Raw genomic sequence first — 13,549 nt, forward strand, 5'->3', positions numbered from 1 at the left:
GCGTTGGCGCGAGCCCATGTCTTCCTGGAGTGGCGAGCCCACGTCCTCCTGGAGTGGTGCGCGCTGTCGGACCCGCTTGCGCCCGCCGTGCAGGCTCTGGCTCAGCCGATGACGAGCGGGAGCCTCGCGGCGAAATCGCCCAGCGCGGCCCTCTCCTCGTCGGTCGGCGAGCGGCGTCCGGTGCCGACCAGCAGGGCGTCCTTGTCGGAGAACGAAGCGGGGAACGGGATCCCAGCGATCTTCTCCAGCGTTGCGCGAACCGCCGCGAGTGCCTCGGCGGGCGGCTCGGCGGCCGATGGCAGCTGCGCGATGAGGTCGAGGTGGTGCAAGGTCCATTCGAGGACGTAGGCGGACAGGAAGTCGCCGACCGTCAGCACCTCGTCGCGTGTGCTGACGACGGCGGCGGGATCGGCGAGTTGGGCGGCGCGACCTGCGGCGGAACCGACGTCGTCGAAGTGGAACTTGAGCCACCGCGGCTCGCCGTATGCGGCGGCCAGCCGGGGGATCAGCGCGTCGAGCGGGTCCTCGCCGGTCGGGGGTTCGACGATGCCCCAGTACGTGACCGCGTCCACGGTCGGTTCGGTTTCCGCGGGCGTGACCAGGGTGATCAGGACATCCTGGGCCCCGATGACCAGGTGGCACACCAGATCCCGCACGAGCCAGCCCGTACAGCCGGAGGGCCGCTCGAAGTCCTCGTCCTGGACTTCGGCGACGGCTGAGCGCAATGCCGTCCAAGAGTGTGAGAAGAGATCCACCGCTGCACGGTAATGCGGCCACGGGACGGTGGACAAGCGTATCCGGGCGGCCGTCGGCGCGGTCACATCACCCTTCCCTGCGCTCCCCGTCCGTCTCGCGCAGTCTCGGTGACGAATTCATCGATTTCACTGATGAACAACATCACACGCCACCAAAACACCTATAAGCAAAATATCGACCTACTCTCAACCTGGCCGGCTCTTCCGCCCCTGTAGCGTCGCCGTCATTCGGGACCCGGGTCGCTCGTCCGGCGCGAAGTCCGGGCGCGGGACACGGGTCGAAGCCCCGGCCCCGTCGCAGGACGTCGACCACGCCGCCGACGGCGAGCGGCGCCTGCCGACACGACCGCAGACACAGAGCAGGACGGAGCCTCCATGCTGGGAACGCACATGCCGCTGCCGCGACGCGCCAAGCAAGGACTCGCCGCGGCCCTGGCCGCCGGCTCGGCGCTCACCGCCTTCGCGGCCGCCACCCCCGCACAGGCGGGCACCGCGGGTACGAGCACGGCCGCCACGAGCGTCGCAGGCTCCCCGGTGGCGTGCACCTCGCACCGGCCCGGACTGGCGGACCGGCTGGAGCGGGACATAGCCACCGCGCTCCACGGACACGGCAAGGCCTCGGCACTCGCGCTCTACGACCGGACCACGGCCACCTCGTGCACGTTCCGGGCGAGCACGGCCTTCGACTCGGCGAGCGTGGTCAAGGTCACGATTCTTGGCGCCCTGCTGCGCCAGGCCGCGGAGGAACACCGCCTCCTGACCTCACGCGAGGTCGACCTGACCACCGCCATGATCACCAAGTCGGACAACGCCGCCACGAACGCCCTGTGGCACCAGATCGGCCATGCCGGCATCCAGCACTTCCTGGACCTGGCCGGAATGCGGGACACCGTGCCCGGCCCGAAGGGCGCGTGGGGGCGCACCCAGATCACGGCCGGCGACCAGGTGAAGCTGCTCCGCCTGCTCACCTCGGACAACCACGTCCTCGGCATACGCGCCCGGACCTACGCTCTGCGACTGATGAACCGTGTCGTCCCGGATCAGCGCTGGGGAACACCGGCCGGTGCGCCCGGGACGGCGACCGTTCACGTCAAGAACGGCTGGCTGCCACGCTCGACGAACGGCTGGCGCGTGCACAGCGTCGGCGTCTTCACGGGCGGCGGTCACGACTACGGGATGGCCGTGCTCTCCCACGACAACCGCACGATGAAGAACGGCGTCGCGACCGTCGAGCGTGCGGCCCGCGCCATCAACAGTGACCTGAGCCTGCCGAAGGCCTCCTAGACGCTTGAGGTCCACATCCCACGCGCCACTCTCGTGCCGGCCGGACTCACAGTCGGCGCTGCGCCGCCTCGACGCTGTCGCCACCGTTCGTGTTGAACGCGATCGCGGCCTGGGGCGCATGGAGGCGGATCAAGTTCACGATCTCCTCAAAGAGCGGAAGTAGCTGCTCCGTCTTGCGGATCCCACCGCCGACGACGACCACGTCCCACGGACGCTCCGTCAGCGCCGCGACGAGGACGGACTCGGCGGAATCGTCGTACGCGACCAGCGCCATGGCCGCATCGATGCCGTGCTCGCCGAACCGGTCCAACTCCTCGTCCAGGGCCTTGCGCAGGGCTCCCGTGTCGACGCCGGGAATCGCCTCCGGGTCGTAACCAACAACAAGTGCAGAGGGCATGCGGCAAACCTACCGGGAGGGATGCGACCGGGCACGGTCTGCCCTTCTCTCCACGTGATCAGCATTCCCGTCATGCGATACCTGGGCCGGACGTGCAGACTGCCTAACTGGAAGACCTGTGTGGCGCGCATCACATTTGGACTCGTCACATCTTGCCGAGCCGCTCCGTCAGAGGGATGTAGCCACCATCACGAACCCAGGAGCTCGCCATGGAAGAAGCACGCCTCAACCTTTTCGCCAACCACGTCGCAGCCAAGGTCCTGAAGCACATCAACTCGGGCTCCAAGGTGGTGACGGACTCGACGCTTCCGGCTGCCACGCAGGAGCTGGTGAAGATCCGCTCCAGCCAGATCAACGGCTGCAGCTTCTGCACCGACATGCACACCAAGGACGCCACGGCGGCCGGGGAGGACCAGACGCGCCTCAACATGGTCGCGGCGTGGCGCGAGGCCAAGGTGTTCACCGACGCCGAGCGCGCCGCCCTGGAGCTGACCGAGCAGGGCACCCGTATCGCTGACGCGGCCGGCGGCGTCTCGGACGAGGCCTGGGCGAATGCCGCCAAGTTCTACGACGAGGACCAGCTCGCCGCGCTGGTGTCCCTCATCGCCCTGATCAACGCCTACAACCGTGTGAACGTCCTCGTTCAGCAGCCCGCCGGCGACTACCAGCCCGGCCAGTTCGGATAGCAGGCACGGCCTGTGACCTGCGGAGACCGAGCTCCGGGCGGCGATTGTCAGTGGGGGCTGCCATGCTGCGGTGCATCGGGATTCGTCAGTACACGAAAGGCCTGATCATGCTCTCGACGACGTACGTACCGGGCGCGCCGAACTGGCTCGACCTCGGTGTGCCGGATGTGGACGCGGCCGCCGCGTTCTACGGCGGCGTGTTCGGCTGGACCTTCCTGTCCGCCGGGCCGGAAGGCGGCGGCTACGGGTTCTTCCAGCTCGACGGGAAGAACGTGGCCGCCGCCGGTCCACTGACCGAGGAGGGCGCCTCCCCCTCCTGGACGGTCTACTTCCACACCCCGGACGCCGACGGTGTCGCCAAGGCGGTCGAGGCTGCCGGAGGCACGGTCCGCGTGCCTCCGGGCGATGTCTTCACATCCGGACGGATGGCCGCGTTCACGGATCCGGCCGGCGCGCAGTTCGCGGTTTGGCAGCCCGGTGACGTCCAGGGGCTTGAGACGGTCATGCGGCCCGACGCCCTGTGCTGGACCGAGCTCTACGCGACCGACGCCGGCGCGGCCAAGGACTTCTACGGCCAGGTGTTCTCCTGGCAGTACCAGGACATGCCGACGGGCGACGGCGGCCCCCCGTACACCGTCGTCGCCCCGGCCGGTTCCGCGGACGTGGGCGAGGCGGGCCACGGCGGCATCATGCAGCTCCAGAAGGAGAACCTCGACGCCGGATCCGGTGCCGAGTGGCATCCGTACTTCGGTGTCGAGGACTGCGACGCGACCTACGCGGCCGCCATCGAGGGCGGCGCCACGACGCTCTTCCCGCCCATGGACGTACCCGGCGTCGGCCGCCTGGCCATGGTGAAGGACCCGTTCGGCGCCACCTTCGCCCTCATCAAGGGGGACCCGACCATCGGCTGACGGTCGGGCGGACGCGATCACTGCACGACGAGGACCAGCTTGCCGGTCGTACGGCCGGTCTCGCCCAGCTCGTGTGCCTTGGCGGCCTCGGCGAGCGGGAAGGTGCCGGCGATCGTCGCGCGGAGCTTGCCCGTGGCGATCAGGTCGGCGATCGCGTTCATTCCGGCGTGATCGGCCTCCACGATCATCTCCACGCCCCGCACGCCGAGCCGCTCGGCCTCCTCGGCCAGCTCCGTGGTGCCGGTCGGCAGGATGGAGACCAGCAGGCCGCCCGGGCGCAGCGTGGGCAGGGACCGGGTGCGGTAGTCGCCGCCGATGGTGTCCAGGACGACGTCCACGTCGCGAACCGCCTCGGTGAAGTCGGTCGTCCGGTAGTCGATCAGTTCGTCGGCGCCCAGATCACGCACGAAGTCGTGCTTGGCCGCACTGGCCGTGGCGATCACGTACGCGCCGCGCGCCTTGGCGATCTGCACGGCGAGATGGCCGACGCCGCCGGCAGCCGCGTGGATCAGGACGCGCTGCCCCGGCTGCACCTGCGCGGTGTCGACGAGGGCCTGCCACGCAGTCAGGGCGGCGAGCGGAATGGCGCCCGCCTGTACGTGGTCGACCTGGGACGGCTTGTGCGCGAAGGCGCGGGCGGGCGCGGTGACGTACTCGGCGTGCGAACCCACGCCGTGCGGGTACGGCAGCATGCCGAACACCTCGTCGCCCGGCTTGAACAGGCTCACTCCGAGGCCCGTCTGCTCCACGACCCCGGACACGTCCCAGCCGAGGACGAACGGCGGTTCGCCGAGGAAGATGCCGAGCGCCCGGTGCTTCCAGTCGGTCGGGTTGACGCCTGCGGCGTGGACCTTGATCAGCAGCTCGTTCAGACCCGGTGCCGGGCGTTCGAGTTCTACCTCTTTCAGTACCTCGGGGGCGCCGAGGATGTCCTGGCTGACGGCCCGCATGGTGGGGGCCGTGGGCTTGATGGGCGTGGTGGGTGCGGTGGTCTCTGAAGTGCTCACGGATCCAGCGTGCCGTGGCCGGCCGTTCGAGAAAATGGCATGACGGCCACTATTCGATAAGATCCTGCCATGAGTGGTGGCGGTAGTGGCAGTGGTTTCGGTGACGTCAGCGGCGTGCACAGGGTCGTGGTTCTGGCGCTCGACGGGGTGCACCCGTTCGAGCTGGGCATTCCGCAGCGGATCTTCGGCGCCGCGGACGGCCGGTACGAGATCCGCACCTGCAGCGTCGACGGGGGCCCGGTGCGCACGGACGCCGACTTCCTGATCACCGTCGAGCACGGCCCCGAAGCGCTGGCCGAGGCGGACACCGTGGTGATCCCGCCGGTCGACGAGTACCCGCCCAACGGCACCACGCTCCCGGGCCCGGTGGCCGACGCGCTCGCGCACATCCCGCCCGGCACCCGCATCATGTCCATCTGCACCGGCGCCTTCGTCCTCGCCGCGGCCGGTCTGCTCGACGGCCGTCGGGCGACCACGCACTGGGTCCTGGCCGACCGTTTCCGACGCCTGTTCCCGCAGGTGAAGCTCGACCCCGATGTGCTCTTCGTCGAGGACGGCGACATCCTCACCTCGGCGGGTGCCGGAGCCGGCGTGGACGTCTGCCTCCACGTCGTACGCCAGGACCACGGCGCGGAGGTGGCCAATCAGGTGGCGCGCAAGTGTGTGGTGCCGCCCTGGCGTGAAGGGGGTCAGGCGCAGTACATCGAGCAACCCGTCCCCGAGGCGTCCGCCGCCGGTACGGCCGCCACGAGGGAGTGGGCGCTCGACCACCTCGACCTGCCGCTGACGCTGGCCGAACTCGCGGACCATGCGCAGATGAGTCTGCGGACGTTCGCCCGACGGTTCCGGGACGAGGCAGGGATGAGCCCTGGCCGGTGGCTCACCCAGCAGCGGGTCGCGAGGGCGCGTCATCTGCTGGAGTCCAGCGATCTGCCGGTGGACCGGATCGCCGGTGAAGTGGGCTTCGCGACGGCCGCGTCACTGCGGCAGCATCTGCACGCCGCGATCGGCGTCTCACCGCTGGCGTACCGGCGCACGTTCCAGGCGGCGCGCTAGGTGTGTTGACCTGGCCTCGCGAGACGCGATGGGACCCTAGCTGCTTGACGCGGAATCAGAGGCTGCGGCCCAGCAGGCCGAGCAGCGTGCCCCAGTGCCGTTCGGCGGCCTCGGCGTCGAAGCGGTCGGTGTCGGCCATGGTGAAGCCGTGGTGGGCGCCGGTGTAGACCTCGGAGTGGTGGCGGACGCCCGCGGCGGTGAGTGCCTTGTCGAGGCGTTCGATCTGCTCGGGCGGCATGGACGGGTCCTGGTCCGCGTGACCGAAGCAGAGCTCCGCGGTGATCCGGCCGGCGAGCAGGTGGGGGCTGGTGGGGTCGTCGGTGGCCAGGCCCGCGCCGTGGAACCCGGCCGCCGCCGCGACCCTCTCGGGCTGGCTGCCCGCGGTGACCAGGGCCAGCCGGGCGCCCAGGCAGTAACCGGTGACGCCGACGGGCCCGGCGGCGGCCGCGGGGCAGTCGGCGAGCCAGGAGAGGTAGGCGGCGGAGTCCCGCGCCACCGCGTCCGCGGTCAAGTCGCCCATGAGGGGGACGATCTGCTCGAACAGCGCCGGTCGCTCGGCGTCGGTGATGAAGTCGGGCAGCGTCACGACCGGCGCCGGACCGTGACGGTAGAACACGTTCGGGACGAGCACGGTGTAGCCGGCCGCCGCGAGACGGTCGGCCATCGACCTGAGCTGGGGGCGCAGTCCGAAGGCGTCCATGTAGAGCAGGACGGCCGGGTGGGCGGCATCGTCGTCGGGGTGAGCGAGATAGGCGTCGGCGGTGCCGTCCCCGGTGGGAATCTCGACAGTGGTGCTGCGTGTGGCGGTGGTCATGAGGTGCAGTCTCTCAGGGAGCGGCGTGGGGGATGTCCCTGAGGCTGAGTCGGTACCAGGCGCTGCCCGAAAGGGCGTGCAAGTCCGGGCCGCGGCCGATCACTCGTGTGTACTTCGGCAGGGGATCACCGTTCGGCAGCACGATCCGGTACTCGGCCGTGATGCGGAGGTCCTCGCTGTCGAGGGTGCCCACGCACAGGCGGTCGCGGTGTGATCCGTAGCCGCCGAACAGAGCTACGCGTGAGTCTTCGACGGCGAGGGCCGTGGCTCCGCCCACGCTGTTGCGCCAGGCCGTCACCGCGCCGTCGCGTACGCGGACGATCGGGAAGTCCGTGTAGTAGCAGGCCCAGGCGGTGTCACCGTCGATGTTGAGTGCGTAGCAGTCACTGATCCGTCCCCACGGCTCGGACGTGTGCGACGGGAAGCGCCACGCCGCCTCAAGACCGGGGGAGAAGCGGATCAGGCCGTACTCCCCTATGGGCGCCGGTGTGCCGGGGCTGCCCCACCCGAGGTTGCCGTAGACACCTTCGTCGAAGTAGCCCACCCAGATGTCGCCGGTGCGCGTGGTGAAGACGTGCGAGATCCCGTCGCCGAGGGTGGCTTCCGCGACCACGCTGCCGTCGGCGTCGTAGACGATCGCGTTACGGTCGGCGCCCTCCGGCCGCCACCTCGCGCGGGCGCCCACCACAAGCGTCCGCTGCTCGGGCAGTGGCTGAACGGTGACGTGGGCGAGCTCCAGGCCGGGGAGTTCGACGGAGGCCGTGAGGTGCGGCGCGTGCACCGACACGCGGGCGTCCACGGCTGTAGCCGCGCGCGGTTCAGGGAACGTCGCGCCTCCGGCGTCGGTCGTGGTGGCCGAGAGCCCGGGGAGGTCGCGTGGCTTGGCCCACAACGCGATGACCTGGCCGTCCGGACCGACGGACGCCGCCACCTGCTCTTCACCGGCTTCGCCCTCGATGACGGCGTGATGCCGGAGCTCCAGCGTGGGCAGTGCGAGCACGGCCGCCCGGCTCTCCTCGTCTTCGTTCATGCTCACACCCCACCAGGGGGTGGCATGCCGCGCCAGCGAATATCGACCGGGGAGCGGGTAGGAGACGCGGGGCACGGGTCGGTTCGAAGCGGTGGTCTCTGTCAGGCGCTGCTCATCAACAGAGCGGCACCTCAAGGGAATTGGGGTGGGGTTCGTGGGGTTCGGTCAGTGGGTGGGTGGCTTGTTCGGGTGGTCCGGTCGCCCGCCGCGCGCCCCCGTGGGCGCCGCGCAGCACGCCGAGGGCACCGCAGTGCTGACCGCCGCCGAGGCGGCGACGGGCGTGACCAGGACGGTCAAGGTACGCGCCCGGCGACTCTGCACGCGGTGCCAGGGCCGGACCTGGTGGAAGGGTGCACGGTGCCGCCGCTGCGGGGCCACCGGACTGGGCCGGACCGGCCGCCGAACCCTGACGCTGCGCATTCCCGCCGGGACACGGGACGGCACCACCGTGCGGGTGAAGCGGAAGGGCACGCCCGGCGTCGCCGGTGTGCGACCGGCCGGAGACCTGCACGTGCGGGTGCGTCTGCGCGGGACCGTCGAGCCCTCCGCAGCGCCCCCTACTGGTCGTCCGGCCACCGGCGGCACGGCAGCCGGCACAGCAGGCGGCACCCTTCAGAGCGAGCACGTGATCGTCACCGCGAACGCCTCAGGGTTCGAGGTCAAGCAGTGCCGCCGGGTGGGGGTCTGGGAGACCGAACTCACGCTGTCCTGGCCGGAGTTACGACGCCTGTCGTTCGACACCGCGCCACACGACAGGGTGATCGCCCTGTATGCGTGGACGACCGACGGCCGCCGTCGCTACGCCTTCGACGCCGGTCACATCACGCGTCCCCAGTGGCGCACCCTGGCCGCGTACGTCGAGCAGGCATCCGGCGGCACGGTCCTGCTCGACCTCGCCAGCCGCGATCACCCGCACCCATGACGTCGGCCTTGCAGTGCGTGGCGAGACGCCCTACCTCCGCGGAAACACCGGAGGGAAGAGCTCGTCCACCGAGCGACGCCGATGGTCCCTCTCCGGATACGAGGCGCGCATCACGTCGAACAGCTGCTGCCCCGCTCGCCTCAGGGCGGGCAGGTCGACGCCGGGGATCGAGCCGTCGCGCATGACCACCTTGCCCGCGACCATCGTCAGGACCGCGTCGCGCGCTGTGCCGTTGAGCACGAGGGTGCGCAGCGGATCCTCGGTCACGCCCATGCGGAAGTCGTCGAGTGCGAACGCCGAGAGGTCGGCGGTGGCCCCCGCGGCAAGGCGGCCGAGGTCCGGCCGGTGCAGGGCGGTCGCGCCACCGCTCCAGAGCGCTTCGAAGTAGCCGGCGAGATGGCTCTGCCCCAGGTCACCGGCCTGGATCTTGGCGACCTGGGTACCCACGTCGATCCCGCGGATCAGGTCCGGCGGGAAGGAGTCCGTGCCGAGACACAGGTTCACCCCCTGTGCCCGGTAGCCGGCGAACGTGTGCAGGTTGTGGGCGTACCGGGCGTTGGTCAGCGGGCAGTGCACGATCGAGACACCCGCGTCGGCTAGCACCGTGACATCCCCGGTGTCGGCACCGGACACTTCGGGGTGCACGTCCAGCACCACACCGTGCGGAATGATCAGCCGGTCCGACAACAGCCCTGATTCGGCGATGAGTTGAAGTGGCGTCCGTCCGTAGGCGTGCTGGATGAAGTCGCGCTCCGACATACCTTGGAGGGCGTGCAGGCGTACCAGCGTGCCGCGTTGGTTCGCGGCCTGCGCGACATCGCGGAGCAGGTCGGGCGTGAGGGTTTCGATCCGGCAGGGGAGCAGTACCCCGGTCACCAGTGGATCGGCGAGCTGCGTCGTGTGGTCCAGGAAGCGCAACGCGTCTGTCAGACCGCGCCGGCCCGCCTCCTCGTCGAACCGCACCGTGCGCTTGCCGTCCGCGCCGATCACGTTGACCCCGGACCGGAACGACGGCCCGAGGAAGGCACGTAGACCCAGCTTCGTGGACACCTCGGCCATCGCAACGAAGTCCTCGTACGTCTCGGCCCAGTCGCTGTGCACCTCGGACGCGATCGGCATGTAGCTGGTGACGCCGTGCAGGGCGAGCTGGGTCAGCGCGTACTCGCGCACCGTTCGTCGTTGCGCGGCGTCGAACACCGCGCGGCGCGCGTCGAAGTGGTCGGTCGACCAGGTGAAGCCCGAGGACAGATCCGGGGAGGCCCAGGAGTCGAGGATCAGGTGGTCGATGTCGGTGAGGGCGTCCAGGTCGATGAGGCCGGGGGTGATCACCGCATCGCCGAGGTCGATGTGCTCGTCGGCCTGGTGGCGGTCGAGTTCGGTGCGCGCGCCCACGTCGACGATGGTGTCGCCGTCGATCAGCACAGCGCCGTCCGGGAGCTCCACGTGTGAGCGTCCGTCGTGGGCGATCACCCAGGAAGCGGTCACCAAGGTTCTCATCGACATCCCTCTCAGATTTGGTACACCAAGTGCGCGAACAGGCCACCAATGCCCCGGAGTGCGGGTGGCTGTGGCGCAAGGCGGGCGAGTCACCGACACGGGCTCGCGCAATGCTCGGCACGACCATAACCCGCCGACGACAAGGCAAGTAGAGCTGATCTGGGGTCTGCGGAACGGTGATGCGCCGGATGTCACATCGCCCTGGTGGAAACCGCGATTCTTGGTATACCGTTCCGGCCACCCACACCCCCGAGCGCCGAAGGACCGACGTGCCGGATCCGTATGAGTCGCCGAGTCGGACGCGCCGCTCCGGCGCGCCGGAGCCCTCCGAAGGGCAGCTGGCCACCCTGCCCTCGCCGGAGTCCGAGGCCGCACCAACCGAGCGCGAGCCGACCGCCGAGGTCGCCACCGCGCGATCGCTGCTCGGCACGGCGTGGCTTCGCATCCGGCGCAGCCGGATCGCCGTCGCCGCGCTGGTAGTGGTGGCCCTGATGGTGCTGTTCGCCGTCCTGGCCCCGGTGTTGGCGGCCATCGAGGGCTCCGACCCGTTCACCGCCCGCACCGGGCCCGACTTCCTGGACGACTTCGACACACCTGGTCTGCCGCTGTCGTACTACCGCTTCCCGTCCGGCGAGCACTGGCTCGGTCTCGAACCAGGGCTCGGGCGCGACATCTTCGCCCGCATGGCCTACGGAGCGAGGATCTCCCTCACCATCGCGCTGCTGTCCACGGTGGTGTCGGTGGTCCTTGGCACCGTGCTCGGCGCGGCCGCCGGATACTTCGGCGGCAAGGTCGACATGGTGATCAGCCGCGTGATGGACCTGTTCCTGGCCTTCCCGCACCTGCTGCTCGTCCTGTCGCTGACCCCGATCCTGCAGTCCCGGCTGAGGGGCACCGCTCTCGACTCGGGCAGCCTGGTGCCGATCGCCTCACTGGTGATCATTCTCGGCTTCTTCGGCTGGGCGTACCTGGCCAGAGTCGTGCGTGGCCAGGTGCTCTCGATCCGGCAGCAGGAGTTCGTCGAGGCCGCGCAGGCCTACGGTGCCTCCCACCGGAGCATCATTTTCCGGCAGATCATCCCGAACGTGATGGGGGTGGTGCTGGTCTACGCGACCATGATGATCCCCACCAACATCACCGCGGAAGCGGCCCTCTCGTTCCTGGGCGTCGGAGTCAAGGACCCCACGCCCTCCTGGGGCCAGATGCTCAACGCGGCCCAGTCGGGGAACTGGTACCTCTCCGATCCCTGGTTCCTGGCCGTCCCGGCCGGCGCACTGGTGATCACCGTGCTCGCCTTCAACCTGCTCGGCGACGCGGTCCGGGACGCCCTCGACCCCAAGTCGTCCCGAAGCTGAACCACTTCCCCCTCTGCGACACACATGATCCGCCTCGGATCGGCCCCTGACGCGCGCCATCCCTTTCCCGTCCGCAAGGAGACGCAGTGAATCGAAGCACCAAGGCGGCGCTCGCCCTGACGGTGAGTGCCGGGCTGGCCCTCACCGCCTGCGGCGGCCCCAAGCCCACCCCCGGTGACAGAGCCGGCGCCAAGGCGGACGCCTACGCGCCCGTGACGGTCGGCAAGGGCTACACCACCAAGGGCGGCAACATCAACGTCCTGATGTCCTCCGACTTCCAGACCCTGGATCCCGGCAACAGCAACTACGTACAGACCGCCAACGTCGGGCAGCTGTACTACCGCACCCTGACCATGGCCAAGGAGACCGCCGGCCGGCCGCCCACCATCGTGCCGGACCTGGCCACCGACCTGGGCAAGGCCTCCGCCGACGGCCTCACCTGGACCTACACCCTCAAGAAGGGGCTGAAGTTCGAGGACGGCACGCCCATCACCAGCAAGGCCATCAAGTACGGCGTCGAGCGCACCTACGCCCGCGACGTCTACACGCAGGCCCCGCAGGAGCTGAACTCGGCCCTGGCCGACGACGGTTACAAGGGCCCGTACTCCGGCGGCGACTTCAAGGCGATCGACACCCCCGACGACCGGACCGTCGTCTTCCACCTCAAGCAGCCGTTCGCCGAGTTCCCCGCGCTGGTGTCGCGGTCGAACACGGCGCCGGTGCCGAAGGGCAAGGACACCAAGCTCGACTACACCAACCACCCGGTCTCGTCGGGCCCGTACAAGATCAAGTCGTACGACCGTGGACGCTCGATGAAGCTCGTCCGCAACAACCAGTGGAACCCGGCGACCGACCCCAACAGGCCCGCCCTGCCGGACACGTTCACCTTCTCGCTGTCCACAGCCCAGGCCACCATCAGCCAGCAACTGCTCGCCGACTCGGACCCGACGGCGATCACGCTGGACGGCAACGGCGGACTGCAGGCGTCCGACGCGGCCAAGCTCAACGACCCGAAGGTCAGGACGCGCACCGCCGCCGGACTGCTGGGCTGCACCGACGTGCTCGACTTCAACACCGAGACCATCAAGGACCCCGACGTCCGCAAGGCGATGGCACTCTCCATCGACCGCGGCGCCATCCAGGTCCAGTACGGCGGCGCACGCTTCGGCAAGGTGGCCCAGTCGTACATCAACCCGGCCCAGCGCGGATACGTCGCCCAGCACACCGACCTGGATCCCACGGGCAAGCCGAAGCTGGACGAGGCCAAGAAGCTTCTGAAGGGCAAGAAGGTCCCCAAGAAACTGGTGTACGGCTACGCGGACACCAACGCCCGGTACAAGAACGTCGGCACCGTGCTCCAGCAGAACTTCAAGAAGCTCGGCATCGACCTGCAACTGCGCCCCATCCCGGCCGCCAACTACTACACCGTGCTGGCCGGCGACCAGATGCCCGACATCGCCCGCAGCGGCTGGTGCGGCGGCGCGGACAGCGGCTCGGTGCGCACCACCGTCGACCCGAACGTGGGGCCGAGCCTGGACGGCAAGACCTACGGCTTCTCCAACATCCCGCGCTTCCACGACCCGAGGATCTCCCGCGACATGTACAAGCTGCGCGGCACCAACGGGACCAGCGAGGAACTGGGCAAGAAGTGGGCCACCCTCTTCGACCGGACCATGCAGGCCTACCCCCTGGTCCCCCTGGTGCGCAGCTACACCAGCAGCGTGGTCGGCTCCAAGGTCCGAGGCGCCCAGATGGGGTACTTCTTCGGAGCCATCGACCTGTCGATCGTCGGCGCCGAGCGCTGAAGCCCGCTGCACAAGAGAGGTAATTGAACG

At 69.6% G+C, this 13,549-nt stretch carries 13 protein-coding genes; 7 read left to right on the forward strand and 6 right to left on the reverse strand.

The genetic code is table 11. The features are described from left to right. Positions 1-101: 101 nt before the first annotated feature. Positions 102-755: a maleylpyruvate isomerase N-terminal domain-containing protein gene (locus AC07EJ_RS02715; RefSeq protein WP_389481739.1), complete on the reverse strand. Its 654-nt coding sequence runs from the start codon at positions 753-755 to the stop codon at positions 102-104. 375 nt (positions 756-1,130) lie between these two features. Between AC07EJ_RS02715 and AC07EJ_RS02720 the strand changes: the two genes are divergently transcribed. Further along, a complete protein-coding gene (locus tag AC07EJ_RS02720; RefSeq protein ID WP_478883595.1) occupies positions 1,131-2,039 on the forward strand; it encodes a serine hydrolase in 909 nt (302 codons plus the stop codon). Positions 2,040-2,085: 46 nt separating this feature from the next. On the opposite strand, the gene AC07EJ_RS02725 is transcribed toward AC07EJ_RS02720, so the two are convergent. Continuing rightward, positions 2,086-2,436, reverse strand: a complete 351-nt coding sequence (locus AC07EJ_RS02725) for a hypothetical protein (RefSeq protein WP_389481745.1) — start codon at positions 2,434-2,436, stop codon at positions 2,086-2,088. 209 nt (positions 2,437-2,645) lie between these two features. On the opposite strand from AC07EJ_RS02725, the gene AC07EJ_RS02730 reads away from it, so the two are divergent. Next, positions 2,646-3,122 carry a carboxymuconolactone decarboxylase family protein gene (locus AC07EJ_RS02730; RefSeq protein WP_389481747.1) on the forward strand — a complete coding sequence of 159 codons (477 nt, stop codon included), beginning with the start codon at positions 2,646-2,648 and terminating at the stop codon, positions 3,120-3,122. 107 nt (positions 3,123-3,229) lie between these two features. Further along, positions 3,230-4,033, forward strand: a complete 804-nt coding sequence (locus tag AC07EJ_RS02735) for a VOC family protein (RefSeq protein ID WP_389481749.1) — start codon at positions 3,230-3,232, stop codon at positions 4,031-4,033. Positions 4,034-4,050: 17 nt separating this feature from the next. Here AC07EJ_RS02735 and AC07EJ_RS02740 read toward each other — a convergent pair whose 3' ends face one another. Next, positions 4,051-4,983 carry an NADP-dependent oxidoreductase gene (locus tag AC07EJ_RS02740; protein ID WP_478883664.1) on the reverse strand — a complete coding sequence of 311 codons (933 nt, stop codon included), beginning with the start codon at positions 4,981-4,983 and terminating at the stop codon, positions 4,051-4,053. A 126-nt stretch (positions 4,984-5,109) separates the two neighbouring features. Here AC07EJ_RS02740 and AC07EJ_RS02745 point away from each other — a divergent pair, with 126 nt between their 5' ends. After that, a complete protein-coding gene (locus tag AC07EJ_RS02745; protein WP_389481751.1) occupies positions 5,110-6,096 on the forward strand; it encodes a GlxA family transcriptional regulator in 987 nt (328 codons plus the stop codon). A gap of 55 nt (positions 6,097-6,151) precedes the next feature. On the opposite strand, the gene AC07EJ_RS02750 is transcribed toward AC07EJ_RS02745, so the two are convergent. Both AC07EJ_RS02750 and AC07EJ_RS02755 read right to left on the reverse strand, forming a co-directional pair. Further along, the gene (locus tag AC07EJ_RS02750) at positions 6,152-6,910 is read right to left on the reverse strand and encodes a dienelactone hydrolase family protein (protein WP_478883596.1); all 759 of its coding nucleotides are present in this window, start codon (positions 6,908-6,910) and stop codon (positions 6,152-6,154) included. Positions 6,911-6,923: 13 nt separating this feature from the next. Then, positions 6,924-7,940 carry a hypothetical protein gene (locus tag AC07EJ_RS02755; protein WP_478883597.1) on the reverse strand — a complete coding sequence of 339 codons (1,017 nt, stop codon included), beginning with the start codon at positions 7,938-7,940 and terminating at the stop codon, positions 6,924-6,926. Positions 7,941-8,112: 172 nt separating this feature from the next. On the opposite strand from AC07EJ_RS02755, the gene AC07EJ_RS02760 reads away from it, so the two are divergent. Beyond that, entirely contained in the window at positions 8,113-8,862 is a 750-nt protein-coding gene (locus tag AC07EJ_RS02760; RefSeq protein WP_478883598.1) for a DnaJ C-terminal domain-containing protein, read from the forward strand. A gap of 30 nt (positions 8,863-8,892) precedes the next feature. Here the strand turns inward: AC07EJ_RS02760 and AC07EJ_RS02765 are convergent, their stop codons facing one another. After that, the gene (locus AC07EJ_RS02765) at positions 8,893-10,347 is read right to left on the reverse strand and encodes a chlorohydrolase family protein (protein ID WP_478883599.1); all 1,455 of its coding nucleotides are present in this window, start codon (positions 10,345-10,347) and stop codon (positions 8,893-8,895) included. Positions 10,348-10,706: 359 nt separating this feature from the next. On the opposite strand from AC07EJ_RS02765, the gene AC07EJ_RS02770 reads away from it, so the two are divergent. Both AC07EJ_RS02770 and AC07EJ_RS02775 read left to right on the forward strand, forming a co-directional pair. Further along, positions 10,707-11,714: an ABC transporter permease gene (locus AC07EJ_RS02770; RefSeq protein WP_389481919.1), complete on the forward strand. Its 1,008-nt coding sequence runs from the start codon at positions 10,707-10,709 to the stop codon at positions 11,712-11,714. A gap of 86 nt (positions 11,715-11,800) precedes the next feature. Then, positions 11,801-13,519, forward strand: coding sequence for an ABC transporter substrate-binding protein (locus tag AC07EJ_RS02775; protein ID WP_478883600.1), 1,719 nt, complete (start codon positions 11,801-11,803; stop codon positions 13,517-13,519). The last annotated feature ends 30 nt before the right edge of the window (positions 13,520-13,549 follow it).

The sequence above is a fragment of the Streptomyces sp. NPDC045026 genome (assembly GCF_056432625.1).